20 protein-coding genes are annotated in these 22,821 nt (G+C 68.2%); 7 read left to right on the top strand and 13 right to left on the bottom strand.

The window, feature by feature from the left end:
- Positions 1–35: 35 nt before the first annotated feature.
- From I2487_RS09415 to I2487_RS09375, 9 genes are all read right to left on the bottom strand, one after another.
- Complete coding sequence (locus tag I2487_RS09415; RefSeq protein ID WP_255546154.1) at positions 36–1,439, bottom strand: NAD-dependent succinate-semialdehyde dehydrogenase; 1,404 nt, start codon at positions 1,437–1,439, stop codon at positions 36–38.
- A complete protein-coding gene (locus I2487_RS09410) occupies positions 1,439–3,370 on the bottom strand; it encodes an FAD-binding monooxygenase (RefSeq protein WP_207172009.1) in 1,932 nt (643 codons plus the stop codon). Before I2487_RS09410 ends, I2487_RS09415 begins: the two co-directional genes overlap by 1 nt.
- A 10-nt stretch (positions 3,371–3,380) precedes the next feature.
- Positions 3,381–4,166, bottom strand: coding sequence for an HpcH/HpaI aldolase family protein (locus tag I2487_RS09405; RefSeq protein ID WP_207172011.1), 786 nt, complete (start codon positions 4,164–4,166; stop codon positions 3,381–3,383).
- The gene (gene hpaH, locus I2487_RS09400; protein WP_207172013.1) at positions 4,151–4,936 is read right to left on the bottom strand and encodes a 2-oxo-hept-4-ene-1,7-dioate hydratase; all 786 of its coding nucleotides are present in this window, start codon (positions 4,934–4,936) and stop codon (positions 4,151–4,153) included. The genes I2487_RS09405 and hpaH overlap by 16 nt, the downstream gene beginning before the upstream one ends.
- 46 nt (positions 4,937–4,982) lie before the next feature.
- Positions 4,983–6,092, bottom strand: coding sequence for a 3,4-dihydroxyphenylacetate 2,3-dioxygenase (gene hpaD, locus I2487_RS09395; protein ID WP_207172015.1), 1,110 nt, complete (start codon positions 6,090–6,092; stop codon positions 4,983–4,985).
- 190 nt (positions 6,093–6,282) lie between these two features.
- Positions 6,283–7,788, bottom strand: a complete 1,506-nt coding sequence (hpaE, locus tag I2487_RS09390) for a 5-carboxymethyl-2-hydroxymuconate semialdehyde dehydrogenase (protein ID WP_207172017.1) — start codon at positions 7,786–7,788, stop codon at positions 6,283–6,285.
- Positions 7,789–7,803: 15 nt separating this feature from the next.
- Complete coding sequence (locus I2487_RS09385) at positions 7,804–8,466, bottom strand: GntR family transcriptional regulator (protein ID WP_345941388.1); 663 nt, start codon at positions 8,464–8,466, stop codon at positions 7,804–7,806.
- Entirely contained in the window at positions 8,463–9,950 is a 1,488-nt protein-coding gene (locus I2487_RS09380) for a fumarylacetoacetate hydrolase family protein (RefSeq protein WP_207172019.1), read from the bottom strand. The genes I2487_RS09385 and I2487_RS09380 overlap by 4 nt, the downstream gene beginning before the upstream one ends.
- Positions 9,951–10,221: 271 nt before the next feature.
- A complete protein-coding gene (locus tag I2487_RS09375) occupies positions 10,222–11,703 on the bottom strand; it encodes an APC family permease (RefSeq protein ID WP_207172020.1) in 1,482 nt (493 codons plus the stop codon).
- Between the two features lie 303 nt (positions 11,704–12,006).
- Between I2487_RS09375 and I2487_RS09370 the strand changes: the two genes are divergently transcribed.
- Complete coding sequence (locus I2487_RS09370; RefSeq protein WP_207172022.1) at positions 12,007–13,005, top strand: AraC-like ligand-binding domain-containing protein; 999 nt, start codon at positions 12,007–12,009, stop codon at positions 13,003–13,005.
- 27 nt (positions 13,006–13,032) lie between these two features.
- Positions 13,033–13,671 carry a TetR/AcrR family transcriptional regulator gene (locus I2487_RS09365; protein WP_207172024.1) on the top strand — a complete coding sequence of 213 codons (639 nt, stop codon included), beginning with the start codon at positions 13,033–13,035 and terminating at the stop codon, positions 13,669–13,671.
- Positions 13,672–13,677: 6 nt separating this feature from the next.
- On the opposite strand, the gene I2487_RS09360 is transcribed toward I2487_RS09365, so the two are convergent.
- On the bottom strand, positions 13,678–15,639 hold the full coding sequence (locus tag I2487_RS09360) for a primary-amine oxidase (protein WP_207172026.1): 1,962 nt from the start codon (positions 15,637–15,639) through the stop codon (positions 13,678–13,680).
- An 81-nt stretch (positions 15,640–15,720) separates the two neighbouring features.
- On the opposite strand from I2487_RS09360, the gene I2487_RS09355 reads away from it, so the two are divergent.
- Positions 15,721–16,356, top strand: a complete 636-nt coding sequence (locus I2487_RS09355) for a hypothetical protein (protein WP_207172028.1) — start codon at positions 15,721–15,723, stop codon at positions 16,354–16,356.
- Positions 16,353–17,762, top strand: coding sequence for an aldehyde dehydrogenase family protein (locus tag I2487_RS09350; RefSeq protein WP_207172030.1), 1,410 nt, complete (start codon positions 16,353–16,355; stop codon positions 17,760–17,762). Before I2487_RS09355 ends, I2487_RS09350 begins: the two co-directional genes overlap by 4 nt.
- 61 nt (positions 17,763–17,823) lie before the next feature.
- On the opposite strand, the gene I2487_RS09345 is transcribed toward I2487_RS09350, so the two are convergent.
- Genes I2487_RS09345 through I2487_RS09335 form a run of 3 tightly spaced genes read right to left on the bottom strand, consistent with a single transcriptional unit; the run spans position 17,824 to position 18,746 of the window.
- Positions 17,824–18,006: a zinc transporter permease gene (locus I2487_RS09345; protein ID WP_207172032.1), complete on the bottom strand. Its 183-nt coding sequence runs from the start codon at positions 18,004–18,006 to the stop codon at positions 17,824–17,826.
- Complete coding sequence (locus I2487_RS09340; protein WP_345941387.1) at positions 17,999–18,367, bottom strand: ArsR/SmtB family transcription factor; 369 nt, start codon at positions 18,365–18,367, stop codon at positions 17,999–18,001. Before I2487_RS09340 ends, I2487_RS09345 begins: the two co-directional genes overlap by 8 nt.
- A 40-nt stretch (positions 18,368–18,407) precedes the next feature.
- Entirely contained in the window at positions 18,408–18,746 is a 339-nt protein-coding gene (locus I2487_RS09335) for a biopolymer transporter Tol (protein ID WP_207172036.1), read from the bottom strand.
- A 100-nt stretch (positions 18,747–18,846) separates the two neighbouring features.
- Between I2487_RS09335 and I2487_RS09330 the strand changes: the two genes are divergently transcribed.
- The 3 genes from I2487_RS09330 to I2487_RS09320 all read left to right on the top strand — a co-directional run bounded on the left by I2487_RS09330 (position 18,847) and on the right by I2487_RS09320 (position 22,792).
- Positions 18,847–20,232, top strand: a complete 1,386-nt coding sequence (locus I2487_RS09330) for a cryptochrome/photolyase family protein (protein ID WP_207172038.1) — start codon at positions 18,847–18,849, stop codon at positions 20,230–20,232.
- Positions 20,233–20,524: 292 nt separating this feature from the next.
- Positions 20,525–21,868 carry a DEAD/DEAH box helicase gene (locus I2487_RS09325; RefSeq protein ID WP_345941386.1) on the top strand — a complete coding sequence of 448 codons (1,344 nt, stop codon included), beginning with the start codon at positions 20,525–20,527 and terminating at the stop codon, positions 21,866–21,868.
- A 180-nt stretch (positions 21,869–22,048) separates the two neighbouring features.
- Positions 22,049–22,792 (top strand): MBL fold metallo-hydrolase, encoded by a 744-nt coding sequence (locus I2487_RS09320; RefSeq protein ID WP_207172056.1) that lies wholly within the window; start codon positions 22,049–22,051, stop codon positions 22,790–22,792.
- The last annotated feature ends 29 nt before the right edge of the window (positions 22,793–22,821 follow it).

The raw sequence follows: 22,821 nt of genomic DNA, 5'->3' as shown, positions 1-22,821 counted from the left end.
CGCCCCGCGGGGCCCAGGCAGTGACCCTCAAGCGGTCAGGACCAATCGACGCTCAGGTACTGCACCTCGGTGAACTCCTCCATGCCGAAGTCCCCGCCCTCGCGGCCGATTCCTGCCTGCTTGACCCCACCGAAGGGCGCGCTGGGGTCCGAGACGATCCCGCGGTTGATCCCGACCATTCCGGCCTCGAGCCGTTCTGCGATCTTCATCGCGGTCTGCAGCTTGCCGGCATAGACATAGGCGGAGAGCCCGACCTCCGCGGCATTGGCCAGTTCGATGACGGCGTCCAGATCGGTCCAGGCCACCACGGGGGCCACCGGCCCGAAGATCTCCTCGCGGAGGATCTCTGCGTCCAGCGGCACGCCCGTGAGCAGGGTCGGGGCGAGGAACGCTCCAGTGGCCCCCTCCGGCAGGTGCGCCTGGGCGGCGATGACCGCGCCCTGCTCGGTCGCCCGCCGGATCAGTCCGCGAATCTCCTGCGCCGCCTGCTCGGTGATCATCGGGCCGATGTCTGCGCCGGAGGCCGGATCGCCCACGCGCAGCTGTGCGATCCGGGCACCGAACTTCTCGGTGAACTCCCCCAGCACGTCCTGGTGGATGTAGAAGCGGTTCGCCGCGGTACAGGCCTGACCCCCGTTGCGGAACTTCGCGAGCATCGCTCCGTCCACGGCGGCGTCGATGTCGGCCCCGGAGGTCACGATGAACGGCGCATTTCCGCCCAGCTCCATGGAGGTGTTGACCACACGTTCAGCACACTGCGCCAGCAGCCGCCTGCCGACTCCGGTGGAGCCGGTGAAGGAGAGCTTGCGCACCCGGTCATCGGCGAGCCAGGCGGTGACCACACGGCTCGCGGAGCTCGACGCCGCAACCTGGACCACCCCTTCCGGGACCCCGGCCTCGGTGAGGATCTCGGCGATCGCGAAGGCGGTCAGCGGAGTCTCACTCGCGGGTTTGAGCAGCACCGCGCACCCCGCCGCCAGCGCAGGGCCGATCTTGCGCGTAGCCATCGCGGCAGGGAAGTTCCAGGGGGTGATCAGCACCGCGATGCCCACCGGGTGCCGGGTGACCACGTTGCGCACTCCCCCCGCCGGCGCCTCGGTGTAGTCCCCCGGGCTGCGCACCGCCTCTTCGGCGTACCAGCGGAAGAACTCGGCGGCGTAGCTGACCTCGGCGGCGGCGTCGGCCTGGGACTTTCCGTTCTCGGCCACGATCAGGTCCCGGAGCCGCTGCGCCTGTTCGCGCATGCCGTGGAAGGCCGCCATGAGCACCTCGGAGCGCTGCCGGGGCGTGGTGCCGCGCCAGGAGCGGAATCCGGCCGCCGCGGCGTCGACTATGGCTGCGGCCTGCTCCGCGGAGTGGTCGTGAACCTGGTCAAGGACGGCTCCGGTGGCGGGGTTGCGCACCGCGAGCATGCGGTCTTGTGCGTGGTCAGCAGTCATCAGATGGCCTCCATGAAGATTCCGGCGAAGAAGGCGCTCAGCGCCGCGGTCTCTGTCAGCGGCAACACGTGGGCGACGTATTGGTCGGGTCGCACGACGACGACGCAGCCTTCCCGGCTGATCCCGCGCTCGCTGAAGATGTCCTGCTCGGGGTGGGTGCCGAAGATCCGGTCCCGGGCGGTGAGCCCGAAGGGTCCCACCGTGGGTAGGAACGCGCGCGGCGCCTCGGTGACGTCGAAGGTTTCATGCGGCTGCTGATAGATCACCTTGATGTCGAAGAGCGTGTCCTCGTCCTGGGCTGCCGGGGTGTGGCGCAGCACCGGTGATCCGGGGTCGGTGTGCAGCCAGTGCGCCCAGTCGGTGAGCGCCGAGGGCGCACCCGCGGCGGGGGCGTCGGCGAAGGCGTAGATCCGCCAGCGGCCGTCTGCCGTGGCGAGGTGTCCCAGCTGCAGCGGGTTGCCGTCGCAGACCCGGGAGACCAGGGCGGACTTGAACCGTTTGCCCACTGGATAGCCGGTGGCCAGCGCCTGATGGGTGGCCCTCCCGGTGATCATCGAGGGGGTGTATTCGGTCATGAATCCGGCGGGGAACTCGATGGTCTTGACATAGAAGTCCTCCAGTGCGGAGGGGTCCTCCATCTCTTCGGGCTTCTGCGCCATCAGGGTGGACCACTTCTTGTCGAAGTCGATCAGGTTCTGCGCGATCACCTGACGCTCGTCCGAATAGGTGCTCAGCAGGGCCGCCGGGCTGCGTCCGGTGAGCACCTGTCCCAGTTTCCAGCCGAGGTTGAAGCCGTCCTGCATGGACACGTTCATCCCCTGCCCGGCCTTCGCGCTGTGCGTGTGGCAGGCGTCCCCGGCGATGAACACCCGCGGGGTGCGCTGCGCGGCGAGCTCGGCGGGCACGTCGTCGAACCTGTCCGTCACCCGGTGACCGACCTCGTAGACGCTGTGCCAGGCCACGTGCTTGACCTCCACCGTATAGGGGTGCATGATCCGGTTGGCGTGGTCGATGATCGTCTCGATGCTGGTCTGCCGGACCTGCGCGCCCTCTCCGGGCTGGACCTCCCCGAGGTCCACATACATCCGGAACAGGTGTCCGCCCTCCCGCGGGATCAGCAGGATGCTGCCTCCGGAACGCGACTGGATGGCGCATTTGCGGCGGATATCCGGGAAGTCGGTGACCGCCAGGACGTCCATCACGCCCCAGGCATGGTTGGCCTTGTCCCCTTCCAGGGTTCGACCGATCGCTGCACGCACCCCGCTGCGGGCCCCGTCGGCGCCGAGCACATACCTCGCCCAGACGGTGCGCTGCTCCCCCGGCTCGGCTGAGGCTCCGGCGGCGGCGCCGGTCGCGTCGCCATCGGTGCCGGCGGTGCGGCGCAGCGTCACCTCGACCGGGTGCTCCCCGGACTCGTGCACGGTCAGGTCCACGAACTCCCAGCCGAAGTCTGGGGCCATCCGGGAGGGCGAGTTGGCCATGGACTCTCCGAAGTAGTCCAGCACCCGCGCCTGGTTGACGATCAGGTGCGGGAACTCGCTGATCCCGTGCGGATCATCGGCGGGACGCGCGGTGCGCACGATGTCCTCCGGCGCCTCGGGGTTGGGCTTCCAGAACGCCATCTCGGTGATGTGGTACGCCTCGTTGGAGATCTCGTCCGCGAAGCCGAAGGCCTGGAAGGTCTCCACGCTGCGCGCCTGGATGCCGTCGGCCTGCCCGACCTCCAGGCGGCCTGCGCGCTTCTCGATGATGCGGGTATGGACCTCGGCGAACTGCGCCAGCTGTGCGGCGGCGATCATCCCGGCCGGGCCGGTGCCCACGATGAGCACGTCCATGTGCTCGGGAAGCTCCTGCGGGCGTTCCAATCCGATGCCGGCGGGTGCTTGCACGCGCGGGTTCTTGGAGACGTAGCCGTGGTGGTGGAACTGCATGGAGGACTCCTCAGTGAGCGGTGCGTGGGATGAAGTCGGCGGCGAGCTGCTCCGAGCCGCGGGCCACGAGCGTGACGTCGGCGCCCACGAGCACCCAGGACGCTCCGGCGTCGAGGTAGTCCCGGGCGGCCGCTGGATCGAAGGCGTTGACGCCGGCCGTGGCGCCGGCACGCTGCGCGGCGCCGAAGGTGGCCTTCACGGCCTCGACCACCTGGGGGTGGGTCTGCTGACCGAGCAGACCCATCGAGGCCGAGAGATCGCTGGGACCGGCGAAGATCCCGTCGATGCCCTCCACCGCGGCGATGGCCTCGGCGTTCTCGACCCCCTGCATGGTCTCGATCTGAAGATAGACGCTGATGTGGGCGGCGGCGTCGTCGAGATAGTTCTGCACCCGGTTCCAGCGCCCGGAGCGGGCCAGGGCGTTGCCGATCCCGCGCCGACCGGCCGGCGGGTACTGGGTCGCCGCGGCGACCGCGCGGGCCTGTTCGGGGGTGGAGATCATCGGGATCAGCAGATTCTGCACGCCGAGGTCCAGCACCTGTTTGATGCTGACCGGATCGTCGGAGGAGAGCCTGACCAGCGGGGTCACCGGGTAGCCGGAGAGCGCATGCAGCTGGGCGAGCACGGACTCCAACCCGTTGGGGGCGTGTTCCATGTCGATGAGCACCAGGTCGAGGCCGGAGCCGGCCATGATCTCGGCCATCACGGGTGACCCGGAGCAGACCCAGCCGCCGATCAGCGCACGGTCGGCGGCGGCGAGCTCCTCGCGCAGGGTAGGGGTCAGTTGAAGCGGCATGTCAGGGTTCCCAGCTCTTTGTAGTCACAGGTCACGGTGTCCCCGGGCTCCACCCACATCGGTCGGGTGAAGGAGCCGGCGAGGATCAGCTCGCCGGCGGCCAGGCTGTCGCCATGGGAGGCGAGCTTGTTCGCCAGCCAGACCACGCCCATCGCAGGATGGTTCAGCACGGCCGCGGCGACGCCGGACTCCTCGATGGTCTCGTTGCGGTAGAGCAGCGCGGAGACCCAGCGCAGGTCCACCGCATCCGGGGCGACCGGGGTGCCGCCGTAGACCATGGCGCCCATCGCGGCGTTGTCGCTGATGGTGTCCACGATGGTGCGTCCGGCCATCTCGATCCGACTGGAGAGGATCTCCAGCGCGGGGACCACGTAGTCCGTGGCATCCAGGACGTCGAAGACCGTGATCCCGGGGCCCTTCAGCGGCTTGCCGAGCTTGAAGGCGAGCTCGACCTCGATGCGGACGTTGGAGAAGCGGTCGTGCTCGATCACCGAGCCGTTCTCGAAGACCATGTCGTCGAAGATCGCCCCGTAGTCGGGTTCGGTGATCCCGGTGGCCACCTGCATGACCTTGGAGGTGAGCCCGATCTTGCGGCCCACCATCCGGCGGCCCGAGGCGACGGCGCGGCGTCGCCATTCGTTCTGCACCGCGTAGGAGTCCTCGATGGTCATCTCGGGGTGGCGGGCGGTCAGCAGCGGAATCGTGCTGCGCTGCGCCTCGGCCGCCGCGAGCTCGTCGGCGATGGCGGTGATCTGTTCTGGGGTCAGCATGGTCTTCTCCGGATCATGGTCGCTGGGGGTATCAGAGCAGGTGGCATCAGAGCTGGTGGCCCAGCTTGTACTCGCCCTGTTTCCCGGAGGGCATGGACTCCTCGTCCTCCTTGCGGGTATAGGAGAACCCGTCGGCGCCGATGGTCACATCCATCTCGGAGTTCTCCGTGCGCTCCACCGAGGGCACCGGGCGACCATGCAGGTCCAGCACCGTGGAGGCCTCGGTGTACCAGGACGGGACCACCGGGTTGCCCCACCAGTCACGGCGCTGGTTGTCATGCACGTCCCAGGTGACCACCGGGTTGTCCGGGTCTCCGGTGTAGTAGTCCTGGGTATAGATCTCGATCCGGTGCCCGTCGGGGTCACGGATGTAGAGGTAGAAGGCGTTGGAGACGCCGTGACGGCCCGGGCCGCGCTCGATGTGATCGGAGAGCCGCAGCGCCCCGAGCTTGTCGCAGATGGCGAGCACGTTGTGCTTCTCATGCGTCGCGAAGGCCACGTGGTGCATCCGAGGTCCGGCGCCACCGGTCATCGCGGTGTCGTGCACCGTGGGCTTGCGCCGCATCCAGGCCGCATAGGTGGTGCCGTGCTCGTCCTGGATGTCCTCGGTGACCCGGAAGCCGAGGTCCTCCATATAGGCCACGGCCTTGGGCACGTCCGGGGTGACCTGGTTGAAGTGATCCAGCCGGACCAGGGCGCCGGGCGTGTAGAGGTCGTAGCGCCACGCCAGGCGCTCCACGTGCTCGACGTCGTGGAAGAACTCGTAGGGGAAGCCCAGCGGGTCCTGGACTCGGACGGAGTCCCCGATGCCGCGGGTGAAGCCTTCCCTGTTGCGGATGACCTCGCAGCCAAGCTCGGTGTAGAAGGCCTCGGCCTTGTCCAGGTCCTCCGGGGCGCGGACCCGGTAGGAGAAGGCGGCGACGGCGGCCTGCTCGCCGCGGCGCAGCACCAGGTTGTGGTGGATGAACTCCTCCATGGAGCGCAGGTAGATCGCGTCCTCGTCCTCGGCGGTGACCGTGAGGTCCAGGACGTCGACATAGAAGTCCCGGGAGCGCTGCAGATCGGTCACGATCAGCTCCATATAGGCGCAGCGCAGGATGTCCGGCGGCGGGGAGGCGGGGGTCGGGATCCGATCCTGGGTGGGGGTGTCAGTCATCAGAAGCGTCCTTGCTCGATGTGGAAGGTGTGCGGGTGTTGCGCTGCCGGTGTGACAGTGCGGGCTGGCGGGTCCTGCGGCAGTGCGCAGTTGCGGTGGGCAGTGGCGGGACAGCCTTGCTGGCCGGACCGCCGGCTCGGTCGGCTCAGTCGGCTCGGTCGAATCAGCCGGCTCGGTCGAATCAACCGGCTCAGTCGGCCTTGCCGAAGACCGGGTTGTGGACCTCGCCGAGGTTGATGTGCACGGCCTGCTGGTCGGTGTAGAAGTCCAGCGACCGGTAGCCGCCCTCATGGCCCAGTCCGGAGGCCTTGACCCCGCCGAAGGGGGTGCGCAGGTCACGGACGTTGTTGGAGTTCAGCCAGACCATGCCTGCCTGGACCGATTGGGCGAAGTTGTGCGAGCGTTTGAGGTCATTGGTCCAGATATATGCGGCCAGCCCGTACTTGGTGTTGTTGGCCAGCTCAAGCGCCTCCTCATCGGAGTCGAAGGGGGTGATCGCCACGACCGGACCGAAGATCTCCTCCTGGAAGATCCTTGCCTCGGGCGCGACGTCGGCGAAGACCGTGGGAGCCACGAAGTTGCCGGTGGGGAACCCTTCGGGGCGGCCGCCGCCGGCGACCAGCCGGGCCTCCTGCTTGCCGATCTCGATGTAGCTCATGACCTTCTCGAAGTGCTCCGGGTGCACCAGGGCGCCGACCTCGGTGCCGGGCTCGTGCGGCAGCCCCACCTTGACCCGTTCGGCCTGAGCGGCGTAGCGCTCGAGGAACTCCGCATAGATGCTGCGTTCCACCAGGATCCGGCTGCCCGCGGTGCAGCGCTCGCCGTTGAGCGAGAACACCCCGAAGATGGTGGCGTTGACGGCCGCCTGAAGGTCCGCATCGGCGAAGACCACGGCGGGCGACTTCCCGCCGAGCTCCATGGAGAGCCCCTTCAGCGCCGGTGCCGCGTTGGCGAAGATGATCTGCCCGGTGCTGGATTCTCCGGTGAAGGAGATCAGCGGCACGTCGGGGTGTTTCACCAAGGCATCCCCGGCCTGCTCACCGAGCCCGTTGACCAGGTTGAACACGCCCTTGGGCAGTCCTGCCTCCTCGAAGATCTCGGCCCAGAGGCTGGCGGAGAGCGGCGTGAACTCGGCGGGTTTGAGCACCACCGAGTTGCCCGCGGCAAGGGCGGGGGCCAGCTTCCAGCTCTCCAGCATGAACGGGGTGTTCCACGGCGTGATCAGACCGGCCACCCCGATGGGCTTGCGGCTGACATAGTTGATCTGGCGACCCGGCACCTTATAGACGTCATCGGCCTGGGCGACGATCAGGTCGGCGAAGAAGCGGAAGTTCTCCGCGGCGCGTCTGGCCTGCCCGAGCGCCTGGGTGATGGGCAGCCCGGAGTCGAAGGACTCCAGCTCGGCGAGCCGGTCGCCGCGAGACTCGACGAGATCAGCGATCCGGTGCAGCACCCGGGAGCGTTCCCGGGGCAGCGTCTCACGCCAGGGTCCGGTCTCGAAGGCCCGGGCGGCAGCGGCGACGGCGAGGTCGACGTCGGCCTTCGTCCCGGCGGCGGCGCTGACGTAGACCTCGTTGGTGACCGGGTTGAGCACCTCGAAGCTGCCGCCCTCGGCCGAGTCGAGGAGCTCGCCGTCGATGTAGTGCTGGATCCGATCCGGCAGATCGGCCGGGACGGGGCTCTGGTAGTCGTTCATCTCTGGTGGGTCTCCTTAGGAAGAGGTGCGCTGCTGGCGGTAGGCCTCGACGGTGCGCCATTTGTGCTGGCGCACGGCCAGCTCGATCTCCAGCGGCTCGGCGTTCTCGCGGATGAGTGTCAGGATGTCGTCGTGTTCCTGCACCGAGCGGGGTGCCCGGTCCGGGACGAAGGCGAAGGTGGAGCTGCGCAGACCGGACATCCGGTTCCAGCCGCGGTCGGCGAGCTCGGAGATGTGCGGGTTGGGGCAGCGCTGGAAGAGAGCCCGGTGGAACTTCTCGTTGAGCGAGGTGAAGGCCACCGGGTCGAAGTCCTCCAGCATCGCGCGCATGGAATTGTTGATCGCCTGGGCACGGGCGAGGTCGGCCTCGCTCATCAGCGGCAGCGCCAGCGCGGTGGCGGCACCCTCCAGCACGCCGAGGGTCTGCATGGTGTCGATGTACTCGTCCTGGTTCACCATCGCGACCCGGGCCCCCACGTTGCGCTCGAACTCGATCAGCCCTTCGGCCTCGAGCCGGCGCACCGCCTCGCGGACCGGAACCACGCTGATGCCCAGCTCCTTGGCGATGGCGCCCAGGACCAGCCGGTAGCCGGGGTTGAACTCGCGGCCGATGATGCGCTCGCGGATCCAGTCGTAGGTCAGCTCGGACTTGCTGATCCGCTCGTCGATCCGGATCACGGACCTTCTCCGGCTTCGACCGGGGCCTCGGCGCCGGCGCGCCCCTGCTCCATCTCGTAGCGGGCCCGCCAGGTCGAGTTCATCGGGAACAGCCCGTCTACCGGGTGTCCGGCCCGGACCTGCTCCGCGACCCAGGCGTCCTCGGTCTCCTTGACCAACGCCGCCTGGGCCACCTCCGCGGCGATCGCCGCGGGAAGCACGATCACGCCGTCGTCGTCGCCGACGATGACATCCCCGGGCTGGACGGTGGCCCCGCCGCAGGCCACGGTGAGGTCCGCGTCCCAGGGCACGTGCTTGCGGCCCAGCACCGCTGGGTGCGGGCCCTGGCTGAACACCGGAAGACCGATCTCAGCCACGGTGGAGTAGTCGCGCACCCCTCCGTCGGTCACGACGCCGGCCGCACCGCGGTGCAGGGCGCGCAGCGCCAGGATGTCTCCGAGGGTGCCGGAGCCGCGCTCACCGCGGGCCTCGATCACGATGACCTCGCCCGGGTCCACGGAGTCGAACACCTGTTTCTGCGCGTTGAAGCCGCCGCCGTGGGAGGCGAAGAGGTCTTCACGGTGGGGCAGGAAGCGCAGGGTCCGCGCGGTGCCGATGAGCGTGGCGCCTGGCCGGGTGGCGCGCACGCCGTCGATGGTGACGTTGTTGTAGCCGCGTCGGCGCATCTCCTGGGAGAGCGCGGCCACCGGCACCTGCTCGAGCACGGCGCGCAGCTCGGCGTGCACCCCGGGAGCCTGCTTCGGCGGGAGTCCGGCCGCCTCGCGAGAGCCCCAGGCCTCTTCGCGCTGGGTGTCATCCACGGTGGGCAGAGATCCCAGTGCGGGATCGAACTCTCCCGGAACCTCGGTGACCGGACTGATCAGCCGGCCGCTGCTGAGCCCGCCGGCCGCGTCCACCTCGACCTCGACGGTGTCCCCTGGCTCCGCCACGGAGGCGCCCGCCGGGGTGCCGGTGAGGATGATGTCCCCGGGCTGCAGGGTCAGGTGCTGGGAGAGGTCGGCGATGAGCTGGGTCAGCGGGAAGATCATCGAGTCGCTGGCGCCCTCCTGTACCAGGTGGCCGTTCTTCCAGGTGCGCACGCGCAGCTGGGTCGGGTCCACCGCGGCGGCGTCGATGAGCTCCGGACCGACCGTGGTGTAGCCGTCGCGCCCCTTATTGCGGACGTTGGAGCCCTTGTCGGCGGCGCGCAGATCGTAGAGCCCCCAGTCGTTGGCCGCGGTGACCGCCCGGACATGGCCCCAGGCCTGATCGGCGGTGACCTGCCGCGCCTCTGTGCCGATGACCAGCGCGATCTCACCCTCGAAGGCCAGCAGCTCGGTGCCGCCGGGGCGCTGCACCGCGTCCCCGGAGACGCCCAGCGAGCTGGTCGGCTTGAAGAAGTAGGACGGGGTGGCGGGACGTCGGCCCCGTTCCGCGGCACGAGACTCGTAGCTGATGTGGACGGCGACGATCTTGCCCGGTGTGCCCAGATCTTGTGCGCTCATATGGTCTCCTCCTCGAGCCCTCCCGGATCCCTCCGGCGGATAATATTTCAGATCGTATACGGTATGTGATGCGGCGCACAAGTGCCTCCGTGGAATCGCTGGCTTCCGGCATCGAGTGTGCAATCTGTGCAGGTTCTTCCGCCGAAATCGCGCCGAACGGCGCTCGAATTGCACACTCGATGCGGGAGAGCCGTCGGGTGGTGCGGCGAGAGGGCGGACGGGTGACAGTGGCGGAGGGGCGGCTTGGCGAGCGCGATTCGGCAGGCCCTGCTCAGCCGATGTTCGCCTGGCGGACTCGCTCATAGACCTCCGGGCGCCTCACCCGCAGGTACTGGGCCCAGAGCAGCCCGACCACCCCGGATCCCACGATCACACCGGGCAGGATCACCACCAGCGCCGGGGAGCTGGAGGAATCGATCATCACCTCGAAGTTGAACATGATGAGCACCGCGATGATGCCCAGTCCGATGGCCGCCAAGAGCGGAGCGATGGTGCGCACGAACAGCGGATGCTGCCCAGGATCTCGGTTGAAATAGCGCAGCACCGCCACGGAGGTGATGCACAGCAGCAGCACCAGGCCGAAGCCCGCAGCATTGGTCAGCCAGGGGAACATGGTCAGCACCGGGAACAGCGGACCCAGCTCCGATCCGGCCCCGGCGATCGCGAAGATGAGGATGAAGCCGAGCCCGAGTCCGCTCTGCACCAGAGAACCGACCACCGGCGCACCGCTGCGTGCCCCGGTGTGCGCCAGAATTGCAGGCAGCACCCGGGCGCGGCCCATGGAGAAGAAGTACCGGGCGGCGGCATTGTGGAACGCCACAAGTGCCGCCATGATGCTGGTCAGGAAGAGCACCGCGGCAAGATCGACCAGCAGGGCCGGGAGCCTGCCCTCGAGGAAGACGAAGACCAGGTCCGGCCCCCACTCCTGGGCCTGCGCCACGATCTGAGAGGGGCCGAGGCCGATGGCCAGCGCCCAGGAGGATGCTGCATAGAAGACCGCGATGATCCCGACGGCGATGTAGGTGGCACGAGCCACGGACCGTTCCGGGTTCTTCGCCTCTTCGGAGTAGATCGCTCCGGACTCGAAGCCCATGAAGGCCGCCATGCCGAACGCAAGCAGCGCTCCCAGGCTTCCGTTCATCCAGTTCTGCGGAAGCAGCGGGGCCGCGGTCACCCCCTCGGGAGCCGCGGAGAGCGAGAGCAGGCTCACGACGATCACGACGAGGAACTCCAGCAACACGATGACCGCGAGCACCTTCGCGGAGAGGTCGATCCGGTTCACACCCAGCCAGGCCACCAGCAGCCACCCGGCCAGAGCGCAGATCCACCAGGCGATCGTGACGCCGAAGAGACCCTCGATGAGGGAGGACGCGGTGAACCCGAACACGCCGTAGATGCCGATCTGCATCGCGTTATAGGTCATCAGCGCCAGGAATGCGGTGCCGATGCCGGGCCGGGTGCCGAGCCCCGAAGCCACATAGGCATAGAAGGCGCCGGCGTTCTGCACGTAGGTGCTCATCCGACCGTAGCCCACGGCGAAGAGACCCAGGATCACGCCCAGCAGCAGGTACCCCACCGGCACGCCGGACTGCGCGGTGATCGCGAAACTGGTGGTGGCACCGCCGGCCAGAACCGTCAGCGGCGCGGATGCGGCGATGATCAGAAACACCAGGGCGGGAACGCCGAGCGTGCGTCGCGCCAGTGCGGTGTCCGCCACCGCCGCGGGCCGGGTTGAGGCAGAGTGCTCAGTCATCAGGTGCTCCATCTCTTCGCAGGTGCCGGCCGGGTGCAGCTGCCGGTGCTTCGAAGTATCCCGAGACGCGGAGGTATGGCTCTTGCACCACGGTGCACAGGCCTTGCGGATCCGGGCTGAGACCTCTCGGCACACCGCGCTTGCCCGGTTGCCCCGCCCCACCCTTTACATTCCCTGTGAGCACTGTCACACTCAGAAATCACCCAGGTTCACGTGCTCGAAACCCCTGTGTCACCGATTTTGAGCATGCGCTCAATAATCTGGGATGAACCCTGCACCGCGGCCCCCTGCACAGGAGAGACGATGCCCACCCCCCACGCCACGAGCACGGACCTCGAGCGGCCCTCCCCCGAGCTCTCCCCTCCCACCACCGACCTCGCCACCTGGCGCGAGGCCATCGCCGCCGCCGTCGTGCCGCTCGACATCCAGACGAAACCAGGGACCACCTTTGCCGGGCGCATCCGCAGCTCCTGCGTGGACGGCGTGGGCGTCTATGAGCTGCTCACCACCGCCCATACCGTCCGGCGCACCCCGAACCTGATCTCCACACACGACCCCAGGTTCTACAAGCTCAGCCTGCAGCTCTCCGGACGGGGCATCCTGGAGCAGGACGGCCGCCGCGCCGACCTGGGCCCCGGGGATCTGGCCATCTATGACACCCACCGGCCCTATGCCCTGCACTTCCCGGAGCCCAGCCGGACCATGGTGATGGTGATCCCTCGCGACCCGGTGGAGCTCACCGCGGAACAGATCGCTGGGGTCACCGCCACCTGCTTCTCCCAGGACCGCGGATTCGGACGACTGGTCAACCCGTTCTTCGTCGAGCTCTGCAACAGCATCGAACAGCTGCCAGGGGCCTATGGCGCTCGGCTGGTCCATTCAGCGCTGGACCTGATGGTGACCATGCTCGCCCAGGAGCTCGACAGCCGCCGCGAGGAACCCCGCTCCTGCACCGGAAGTCTCCACCGGGAGATCCGCGAGTACATCTTGAATCACCTCAGCGACGAGACCATGACCCCGGCCTCCATCGCCGCCGCACACTTCGTCTCGCTGCGCTACCTCTACACGATCTTCGCGGAGCAGGGCGACACGATCTCCGCCTGGATCCGCACGCGTCGGCTGGAGCATATCCGCCGGGACCTGCTCGACCCGCTCCACGCACATCGCGCCGTCTCATGCATCGCGGGCCGTTGGGGCCTCCACGACGCCGCGCACTTCTCCCGGCTGTTCAAGGCCGAGTACGGCGAATCCCCGAGCGTGTACCGCCGGCAGCGTCTGGCCGTGGGGTCGCGGGCCGCCTGAGCTCGCCGGATGCGGGAGAATCGGCTCATGCCGAAGAAGATCGACCGTGAAGACCGCCGCCAGCAGATCGTGCGGACCTACCTGCGCATCGCTGACCGAGATGGACTGGAGGCGGCGACCTCCCGAGCCGTGGCCAGCGAGCTGGGAGTCTCGACCGGGTCGCTCTGGCATTACTTCACCGGGTTCGACGACGTCGTCTTTCGCGCCTTCACCTTGATCTTCGATCGCACGAACTCCCGCATCACCGAGCAGGTCGGCAGGCGCTCAGGTCTGAAGGCGCTGAACGCGATGCTGCGGGAGGTGCTCCCCGTAGGTCAGGAGACCGAACGCGAAGCCCTGATCGTGACGAACTTCTGGGGTCGAGCGTCCTCCAAGCCCGAGTTCGGCAAGGTCCAGACCGAGGTGGGTGCGATGTGGCGGCGCCAGATCGCCGACCGTCTGACCGAGGCGGTGGAGGCCAAGGAGCTCCTCCCCGCAACCCCAGTGGAGGATCTCGCCGACGTCGTGATGGTCCTGATCACTGGCCTGCAGGTGGAATGCGCGCTACGCACACCGCTGGCAGAGACGCAGAGGCAGTGGCGGATGATCCACCACTGCCTCTCCCCCTGGCTGACCGAAACGGGCCATGCCGCGGTCAGCGCCTCAAGGCTGCCCGCCCCCGGGTGAACCGGCTCAGCTGCAGCCGCAGCCGCCGGAGCCCTCCGTGGTCGCCGCGCAGTGCCCAGAGGGTTCCGGGGGCACGTCCAGGGTCGGGTTGCGGTCGAAGAAGCCGTTGGGGGTCAGCGTGAACCCGGCATAGTCCACCGGCATGATCGGCCAGTCCTCGGTCCGCGGGAAATGGGTCAGCCCGAAGGTGTGCCACAACACCAGGTCTTCACCCTCCAGCGAGCGATCCTGCTCGATGTAGCTGGGCAGCCCGCCGAATCCAGGGTTGAGATTCACCTGGTCACCGGCCGGGAACTGCTCGTCGGGATGATGCTGGGTCACCCACAGGTGGTGCCCGGCGAAGCCGGCGCGGCGCCGGATCGAGGAGTCTTCGGCGGCCAGCAGCGTGGGACTCTCCTCAGGGTGCAGCAGATACGAGGTGGGAGCTCCGAGCCGGTTCGTATGCTCGGCGCTGCTGATCTGCCAGACCCGTCCCACCGAGCCCTTGGCGTCGCGCACGGCCTGCTTCTCCGAGCGCAGCCGGGTGACGCTGCGGGTGAAGGCATTGCCCCAGGGGTTCTCCTCGCTGGTGGGCACCTGGACCGCGTCGATCTCGTCGATCGAGTTCCTGATCCCGTCCACGGTCATGTCCAGCCGGGCGCTGAAGAGGTGCTGGTGCACGGGTGCCCCCAGGCCCGGGGCGAGTTCAGTGGCGTAGGGGTAGTCGGGCGAGGGCATGCCGGAGGTGAAGACGATTCCTGTGGCCTTGGACTCCAGCTCGATCTTGCCGTCGAGGTAGAGGTACCAGTAGAAGCCGTAGTCGTAGTTGCCCACCGTGACGAAGAAGGAGATCACGAGTCGGCGCTGGCGGCGCACCTCACTGGTGCCCGAGAAGTCGTCGGTGTGCTTCCAGAGGATGCCGTAGTCCTCCTCGTGGATGCAGATCGCATTGGGCAACGTCGTGGGCCGACCGTGGTCATCGACGACGACGGCGTCCACATAGGTGATCTCCCCCTTGCAGTCACAGCCGAGCTCCAAGGCGTTGGCGAGCCGACCGAACTGGTACTCACCGACATCGAAGTAGTTCTGCCAGGCGTGGGTGGGCGTGGGGTCCCCGTAGTTGACCACCATCTCCGCGATCGAACCGCGGTAGAGGATGGGCCGGTCGACGCCGCGATCATGGAAGCTCAGCTGGTGCAGGGTCAGACCCTCGCGGCCGTTGAACCCGACCCGGACCTTCCAGTTCTCCCAGGCCAGCACGCCGTCCTGGAGGCTGAAGCTGACCCCCTCGGGCTGGGTGATGGAGATCGGCTTCAGCGAGGTGCGGTACTCCCCCCGCACGGCGGGGTCCAGGTAGTCACCGGACTCCTCGGGCACATGCATCACCTCGGTCTCCACCACTCGCAGGACCTTCTTATTCGTCAGGTCCACGTGGGCCACGACTCCGTCGATCGGATGTGCCCACACCGAGTCGCTCGGGTAGTCCTGGCGGAAGGCCAGCGCGCGGACCATGCGCACCCCGACCTCATCGGAATAGCCGAAGATCCCAGCCGAGAGCCCGACGACGACGACCTTGTCCAGATCGGTCACACCCCGCTTGGCGACCGCCTCGACCCAGCGCGGGTCTGCCTTCACGATCGGGTCCGCGCCGGCAAGGTCCTCGTCGAAGCTCGGGGCCGAGCCCTTCTCCACCGCGTCGACTTCCCGGCGTTCCACGACGGCCTCCCGGTCCAGGTCGAGCACCAGCTCGGTGAGTGTCAGCGTGCTCAGGTCCGTGAGCAGCAGCGCCACCTGACGCGGCAGCCGCACCCCGGGGCGCCAAGCGATGACGTCTTGTTTGCTGGGTTCACGCAGCGTCACGTAGGACACGCGGGTGGCATCGGTGAGCAGCGATTCGCGTTCCAGCACGCCGCGCATCGCCTCGATCTCGGGGACCGAGAGCGGTGTCAGCGGGTGGCGGGACTGCGGGTCTGAGGTCTTGTCAGCCATGGTGATCCTCCTTATAGTTGAGCGCACGCTCAACAATAAATATGACATATTTCACATGCGTTACGGAAGGGTCAGATGCACATGACGATCGCGCTTCGTCGAACGGCGGCCGTGGGCGCCGCCCTCTCGGGCCTGCTGCATCTGGTCATGCTCACCCATGGCCACCACCTTGGCCTGGCCCTGGCGATGGCGGGGATGGCGATCATCTGCCTGCCCTGCGCCGGGCATCTCTGGCGGACGCCCAGTCCGGGCACCTGGTTCACGATCGCGACGATGAATACCGCCATGCTGGGGCTGCACCTCTGGATGATCACCGGGACCGAGCAGGGGCACCCGCACCCAGTGAGCCGGACGCTTGGCGCCGATCAGGCTGCGCTGAGCGCCCATGACCATGCGGCTGCGGGCGCATTCGAGACCGGCCTGCCCGCAGGCACGACCGCCGCTGTCGTAGAGCCCGGATCCGGCCCGGGGCTGCTGCACGAGGTGCTGCTGCCGGTGGCCTCCGGGCTGGCGGCGCTGGAGATCCTGTTGGCGGTCACGGCGCTGATCCTGCTGCGCCGAGGGGTCGCGCCGACGCGCCGCGCAGAATTGCCGGGCCCAGCGCCAGGCGTGCAGACAGGCAACAGTGCCCTGCACGCTGAGTCAATCTCGATCCACGCGAACGAGGCCATCCTGATCCCAGGACCATCCCCCACCGACAAAGGAGTCACCCGATGAGCACCCAGACCACTGACCTGCTGGACCGTGTCCAGGACCCCGAGGCGGGGCGTGAGATCCTCGATCCGGCCACCGGCGAACGGGTGGGCTTCGCCCCTCAGGCCACCGCCGAGGACCTCGACGCCGCGGTGGCCCGCGCCCACGCGGCGCAGCCGGGCTGGGCCGCCGCCGGGGAGGACACCCGCAGGCGGGCCCTGCATGCCGCGGCGGACGCGGTGGAGGCCCACGCCGAGGAGCTGGCACGACTGCTCTCACGGGAGCAGGGCAAGCCGCTGAACGGCCCCAACGCCCGCTTCGAGGTCGGCGCCTGCGTGGCCTGGCTGCGCACCACCGCCGATCTGCCCCTGGAGGCAGAGGTGATCGTCGACGATGAATCCGGCCGAGCGATCATGCACTACCGTCCGCTGGGCGTGGTCGGGGCGATCGGGCCGTGGAACTGGCCGATGATGATCTCGATCTGGCAGATCGCGCCAAGCCTGCGAATGGGCAACACCGTGGTGATCAAGCCCAGCGGGTACACCCCGTTGAGCGTGCTCGCCCTGGTGGAGGTGCTCAATTCTGCGCTGCCGGCGGATGTGCTGCTCGCAGTTCCGGGCCGCGGTGACATCGGTGACCGGCTCTCCCGGCACCCAGATGTCGCGAAGATCATGTTCACCGGCTCCACCGAGACCGGGAAGTCCATCGTGAAGGCCGCCTCGGAGACCATGAAGCGGATGACCATGGAGCTCGGCGGCAACGACGCCGGGATCGTGCTCGAGGATGCAGACCCCCGTGCTCTGGCCGAGGGGATCTTCTGGGGAGCGTTCATCAACACCGGGCAGACCTGTGCGGCGTTGAAGCGGCTCTACGTGCCGGACGCGATCTATGACGAGGTCTGTGAGGCGCTCGTGGAGGTGGCCAAGACCATGCCGATGGGCATCGGGCTTGAAGAGCAGAATGTGCTCGGTCCGCTGCAGAACCGGGCGCAGTGGGAGATCGTGGATCGGCTGGTGCGGGCGGCGAAGGACTCCGGCGCGCGGGTGCTGCTCGGCGGCGACCCCGACCTGGAGGCCGCCGGGAACTTCTACCCGACCACGCTGGTGGCCGACATCGACCCGCAGAACCCATTGGTCCTCGAGGAACAGTTCGGGCCGGCGCTGCCGATCATCCGGTACACGGACCTGGATCAGGCGATCGAGTGGGCGAACGCCCTGGACGAGGCCCTGGGCTCCTCGGTCTGGTCAGCGGACCCTGCACGCGCGGTCGAGGTCGCGGCCCGACTTGTGGCGGGCACCACCTGGATCAATAAGCACGGCGCGGTGGATCCGCGGATTCCCTTCGGCGGTGCCCGAGAGTCCGGGTTCGGCATGGAGTTCGGCGTGGCCGGGCTGAAGGAGGTCGCTCAGCCGCATGTGATCAGCCAGTAGCACTTGTGTGCACCAGAAGGGGAGCTCCTCGTGGGGGCTCCCCTTCTGGTGTGCGAGCGACTCAGTGCTCGTCGTAGTGGTCCTCGTGGGCGGCGTGGCGGTGTCCGTCGTGGACGTAGTCCACGTGGTCGCCGTGCTCCACGGCCTCGTGTCCACAGTTCTCGCCGTGGGTGTGATCCTCGAACTTGTGCTCAGCGGCGCGGTGCTCGGCAGTCTGGTGCTCGGCGGTGTGGTGCTCAGTCATGATGGTGCTCCTCACCGGCGGACTCGTCCGCCGATTCTAGGGGTGATGGTTCCGCGGGTGAAAGTTCCGCGGGTGAAGGTTCCTGGACGTGCGCAACGGCGTCGGCGATGACATGGGAGACATGCTCGTCGGCCAAGCGGTGCTCGATCTCCCGGCCTTGGCGCTCGGCGAGCACCAGGCCCGCCTGCTTGAGCGTGCGCAGATGCTGCGAGACCAGCGGCTGAGACATCGAAGTCCGCTCCACGAGCTCGTTCACGGTCTTGGGAGAATCTCCGATCAGACACAGCAGCCGGAGCCTCGACTCATGACCGAGCACCTTGAACAGCTGGGCCGCGCTGCTCAGCGCCGGGTTGTCACTCACCGCAATAGAACACCAGACATATAAGAATATTGCAATATATTTATTGAGACGCACTCGCATCTGTGTCGTCCAACGCATCGAGCTCGGCCAGCGCCTCCTCGGCCGCCGCGATCCGCTGGGCCTCGGGAAGCTCCCACCAGTACGGGCCGCGCTCCCCCAGCCCGGTCTTGGCGAGACCGACTCGTCTGCGCGAGGCGGTCACCCGCTCCTGGTCGTCAGCCTTCTTTCCGGCCCCGACCCCGGATCTCCCGCGGCCCAGGTGTGACTTCAGCGCGGCCACCAGCTCCTCGGGAAGCGCCGGATCGGTGCGGCGCCAGCGTCGCCCCTTGATCACCAGCCAGCGCTCGGACTCCCGGGCGGATCCTGTCTCCTCGGCCATCGACATCTCCTTCATCGGCCCAGTGGATGAACGGGCACTCCTGCTACTGTGCCAGCCAGGACGGCCGCTCGCGCGGCGACGCTTCGCCGAAAGGGCACTGATGACCCGCACGCTCCTCTGGTTCCGCGACGATCTGCGCACCGCAGACCATGAAGCGCTGCTCACCGCGTGTCAGCGCGCGCAGAATCCGGGCGACGTCGTCGCACTCTATGTCCTCGATGAGGTGAGTCCGGGGGTGCGTCCGCTGGGCGGTGCGGTGAAGTGGTGGCTGCATCACGCGCTGGAGTCGCTGCGGGAAGAACTTGCCGAGCTCGGCATCCCGCTGCTGCTGCGCGCCGGAGACCCCGCGGCGATCCTGCCCGCCCTGGCTCAGGAGCTCGGTGCGGAGAAGGTGCAGTGGTCACGGCGCTACGGCGGACCCGAGCGGGCGGTGGACGCCGGCATCAAGGCCGCGCTGCCCGAGCTGGGCATCGAGGTGGAGAGCTTCAACGCCTCGCTGCTGCATGAGCCCTGGACCGTGGAGACCAACACCGGCGGACCCTATAAGGTCTACACCCCCTTCTGGAAGCAGATCAGCGTCCGAGATCCTGGGGCGCCACATGAGCGTCCCGCCGCGCTGGGCACGCTCGCCCAGGCCGAGGCGGCGCTCCCCACCCTGGAACACGGCGCCGGAGATCTTCAGGCCTGGGAGCTGCTGCCCACCCGTCCGGACTGGGCCGGGGGCCTGTGGGAGAACTGGACCCCCACCGAGGCCGGGGGCCAGGAGCGGCTGCGTGAGTTCCTGGAGCATCAGGTGGAGGACTACGACGACGCCCGGGATGTCCCAGCCGGAGACGGCACCTCGCGGATCTCGCCCTACCTGCGCTTCGGCCAGCTCGGTCCGCGCCAGGTGTGGCACGCCGCGCACCAGCAGACCGACGAGGCGGTGGAGAAGTTCCTCTCGGAGATCGGCTGGCGGGAGTTCTGCTGGCATCTGCTCTTCCACTTCCCGCAGCTGCCGCACACCAATCTGCGCACCCAGTTCGATGCCTACCCCTGGAAGTCGCGCCACGACGCACCCGAAGACTTCCACGCCTGGTCCAAGGGCGAGACCGGGTTCCCCTGGGTGGATGCCGGGCAGCGGCAACTCTGGGAGACCGGACATATGCACAACCGGGTGCGGATGGCCTCGGCGAGCCTGCTGATCAAGAACCTGGGCATCGATTGGCGCGAGGGTGAGGCCTGGTTCTGGGACACCCTGGTCGACGCCGATGCCGCCTCGAACCCCGCGAACTGGCAGTGGGTGGCCGGCTGCGGGATGGACGCCGCCCCCTACTTCCGGATCTTCAACCCGGAGCGGCAGCGGGAGCGCTTCGACCCCAAGGGGACCTATGTCAGCAGCTGGATCCCGGAGCTGAACTCCCCCGACTACGCCACCCCGATCGTGGACCTGAAGGCCTCGCGCGAGGAGGCGCTGGAGCACTACAGCCAGATCAGCGGCAAGTGACCTGGGTCTGACGGGAGCAGACATGGGGTATGGTGGAGATTCTGGTGCCCACCTCGTGTGAGTGCCCGCGTCGTAAGAACGCCTTGATCAACGGGGCCGTGTCATCCACCGGCCCACGTTTCAGCAGTGATTTTCTCGCGGCGACCGAGTGCATCAACCGATGCCTTCGCCCCAAGCCAGACCAGTCTCAGGCGGGTATACCCCTGCCTCCTCTGTGTCTGGCGCTTTCTGAAAGGCTCCCGCCATTTCTGAGACCCAGACCTTCGCCGACCTCAACGTTCCCGCACCGCTGGTGCGCGCTCTCGCTGCAGACGGCAAGATCGATGCATTCGCCATCCAGCAGCAGACCCTGGCCGACACGCTGAGCGGACGCGACGTCCTCGGCCGCGGCAAGACCGGCTCCGGAAAGACCCTCGCCTTCTCCATCCCGATGGTGGCACGCCTCGGTGAGAAGAACGCGGCCAAGAACCGCCGCCCGGGCCGCCCGCTGGGCCTGGTCCTGGCCCCGACCCGCGAGCTGGCCACCCAGATCAACGCGGTGCTCGAGCCCCTCGCCGCCTCGTACAACCTCAAGACCACCACCATCTTCGGCGGCGTGACGGCATCTCGCCAGATCAACGCCCTGAAGTCCGGCGTGGACATCGTCGTGGCCTGCCCCGGCCGCCTCGAGGACCTGCTGAACCAGCGCGCCCTGAGCCTGGAATCGGTGGAGATCACCGTGCTCGACGAGGCCGATCACATGGCCGACCTCGGCTTCCTCCCGGTGGTCACCCGGCTGCTGGAGAAGACCGATTCCAAGGGTCAGCGGCTCTTCTTCTCCGCCACCCTGGACAACGGCGTGGACAAGCTGGTCAAGCGCTTCCTGAACAACCAGGTGATGCACTCGGTAGACGAGGCCACCTCCCACGTCTCCGCGATGACCCACCACGTCTTCGAGGTCCACAACGACGATAAGCGTGACCTGGTGAAGCAGCTGGCCTCCGGCACCGGACGCCGGATCCTCTTCACCCGCACCAAGCACCAGGCCAAGAAGCTCGCGAAGCAGCTCACCGATCAGGGCACCCCCGCGGTGGACCTGCACGGCAACCTCTCCCAGTCCCAGCGCGACCGCAATCTCGCCGCCTTCGGCGAGGGCGACATCAAGGTCCTGGTCGCCACCGACGTCGCAGCCCGCGGCGTGCACGTGGACTCGGTGGAGCTCGTGGTCCACGTGGATCCGCCGGCCGAGCACAAGGCATACCTGCACCGCTCGGGTCGCACCGCCCGCGCCGGCAGCGCCGGCGACGTGGTCACGGTGATGCTCCCCGAGCAGCGCCGCGACACCCAGGCGCTGCTGCGCAAGGCAGCCATCGCCGTGCACCCGGTCCGGGTGAACTCCGAGTCCGAGGCCGTGAGCGAGCTGGTCGGTCCCACCGCCGAGTTCGTCAAGCCCGCCCCACGGGCCCCTGTCCAGCAGCAGCAGCCCCGCCGTCGTCCCGGCACCTCCTCGCCTCGTGGCGGCGGTCCGGCACGTGGCGGTCGCGGCGGCTCCGGCGGCCAGGCTCGCGGCGGCTCCGGCGGACCCGCCCGCGGCGGACGCCCCTCGGGTCGCAGCGGTGCAGCCGCAGCGGGACGGTCCTCGCGCCCGGCACGCTGATCTGAACCTGAGGCGGCCGGAGCCTTCTGGCAGCCTCGCATGACTCTTGAGTCCAGCCCCTGTGGCCCTCACCCGCGTCCGGGTGGGGGCCACAGGTCTCTGCGCCCGGGTGACGCTTGACCAACCCCCGTGTGGAGAACAAGGATTGAGGAAACCCCCCACGGAACGGAAGCGCAGCTCATGATCGAATACGGCGTCGCCCCTGGCATCCATCTCATCTCGCAGGCCAATGTGAACTGCTACGTCGTCGAGGCCGAGGACGGGATCACCCTGATCGACGCCGGACTGCCCCGGATGTGGCACGAGGTCATGGAGGTGCTCAAGACGCGCCAACGGATGCCCTATGAGGTCAAGGCGCTGGTGCTGACCCATGGTCACTTCGATCACCTGGGCTTCGCGCTGCGCGCGCAGCAGAGCCTGGGAGTTCCGGTGATCATCCACCACGAGGACGCCGAGCTGGCCACGACGCCGTATCGCTACGCCACCGAGCGCAATCGACTGCTCTACCCGCTGGGCCACCCGCGGTCGCTGCCGCTGCTGGGACGGATGGTGAGCTCCGGCGCGCTGACCGTCAAGGGCGTCCATGGGGTGCAGCTGATGACGGCCGGATCGGTGCTGGAGGTTCCTGGGTTCCCTGTGCCGGTGCACACCCCGGGACACACCGATGGACACTGCATCCTGCACTTCCCGGACCGCAGAGCCGTCTTCACCGGGGACGCACTGGTCACCCTGGACCCCTACACGGGGCAGACCGGTCCGCAGATCGTCGCCGGGGCCGCCACGAAGGACACTGCGCGCGCGATCCGCTCGCTGGACGCGATCGCACTCACCGAGGCCGAGCACCTGCTCCCCGGTCATGGGGCCGTCTGGTCCGAAGGGGCAGAGGCGGCCGTGACGGCGGCCCGCGAGGTCGGAAGGCACTGAGCGCCGCGCGCCGCACGGCGCCTAGTCCT

Origin of the sequence: Nesterenkonia sp. E16_10 (assembly GCF_017347085.1) — a bacterium.
In the GTDB taxonomy this organism is placed as follows: Bacteria; Actinomycetota; Actinomycetes; order Actinomycetales; family Micrococcaceae; genus Nesterenkonia.
Note: the sequence above shows the minus strand (reverse complement) of the source record. Positions and strands in the feature narration are given on the sequence as shown.

Bases quoted from the DNA above. Each gene is read 5' to 3' on its own strand.
- I2487_RS09415 (WP_255546154.1), bottom strand. From the start codon at position 1,439: ATGACTGCTGACCACGCACAAGACCGCATGCTCGCGGTGCGCAACCCC.
- I2487_RS09410 (WP_207172009.1), bottom strand. From the start codon at position 3,370: ATGCAGTTCCACCACCACGGCTACGTCTCCAAGAACCCGCGCGTGCAA.
- I2487_RS09405 (WP_207172011.1), bottom strand. From the start codon at position 4,166: ATGCCGCTTCAACTGACCCCTACCCTGCGCGAGGAGCTCGCCGCCGCC.
- hpaH (WP_207172013.1), bottom strand. From the start codon at position 4,936: ATGCTGACCCCAGAACAGATCACCGCCATCGCCGACGAGCTCGCGGCG.
- hpaD (WP_207172015.1), bottom strand. From the start codon at position 6,092: ATGACTGACACCCCCACCCAGGATCGGATCCCGACCCCCGCCTCCCCG.
- hpaE (WP_207172017.1), bottom strand. From the start codon at position 7,788: ATGAACGACTACCAGAGCCCCGTCCCGGCCGATCTGCCGGATCGGATC.
- I2487_RS09380 (WP_207172019.1), bottom strand. From the start codon at position 9,950: ATGAGCGCACAAGATCTGGGCACACCGGGCAAGATCGTCGCCGTCCAC.
- I2487_RS09375 (WP_207172020.1), bottom strand. From the start codon at position 11,703: ATGACTGAGCACTCTGCCTCAACCCGGCCCGCGGCGGTGGCGGACACC.
- I2487_RS09370 (WP_207172022.1), top strand. From the start codon at position 12,007: ATGCCCACCCCCCACGCCACGAGCACGGACCTCGAGCGGCCCTCCCCC.
- I2487_RS09365 (WP_207172024.1), top strand. From the start codon at position 13,033: ATGCCGAAGAAGATCGACCGTGAAGACCGCCGCCAGCAGATCGTGCGG.
- I2487_RS09360 (WP_207172026.1), bottom strand. From the start codon at position 15,639: ATGGCTGACAAGACCTCAGACCCGCAGTCCCGCCACCCGCTGACACCG.
- I2487_RS09355 (WP_207172028.1), top strand. From the start codon at position 15,721: ATGACGATCGCGCTTCGTCGAACGGCGGCCGTGGGCGCCGCCCTCTCG.
- I2487_RS09350 (WP_207172030.1), top strand. From the start codon at position 16,353: ATGAGCACCCAGACCACTGACCTGCTGGACCGTGTCCAGGACCCCGAG.
- I2487_RS09345 (WP_207172032.1), bottom strand. From the start codon at position 18,006: ATGACTGAGCACCACACCGCCGAGCACCAGACTGCCGAGCACCGCGCC.
- I2487_RS09335 (WP_207172036.1), bottom strand. From the start codon at position 18,746: ATGGCCGAGGAGACAGGATCCGCCCGGGAGTCCGAGCGCTGGCTGGTG.
- I2487_RS09330 (WP_207172038.1), top strand. From the start codon at position 18,847: ATGACCCGCACGCTCCTCTGGTTCCGCGACGATCTGCGCACCGCAGAC.
- I2487_RS09320 (WP_207172056.1), top strand. From the start codon at position 22,049: ATGATCGAATACGGCGTCGCCCCTGGCATCCATCTCATCTCGCAGGCC.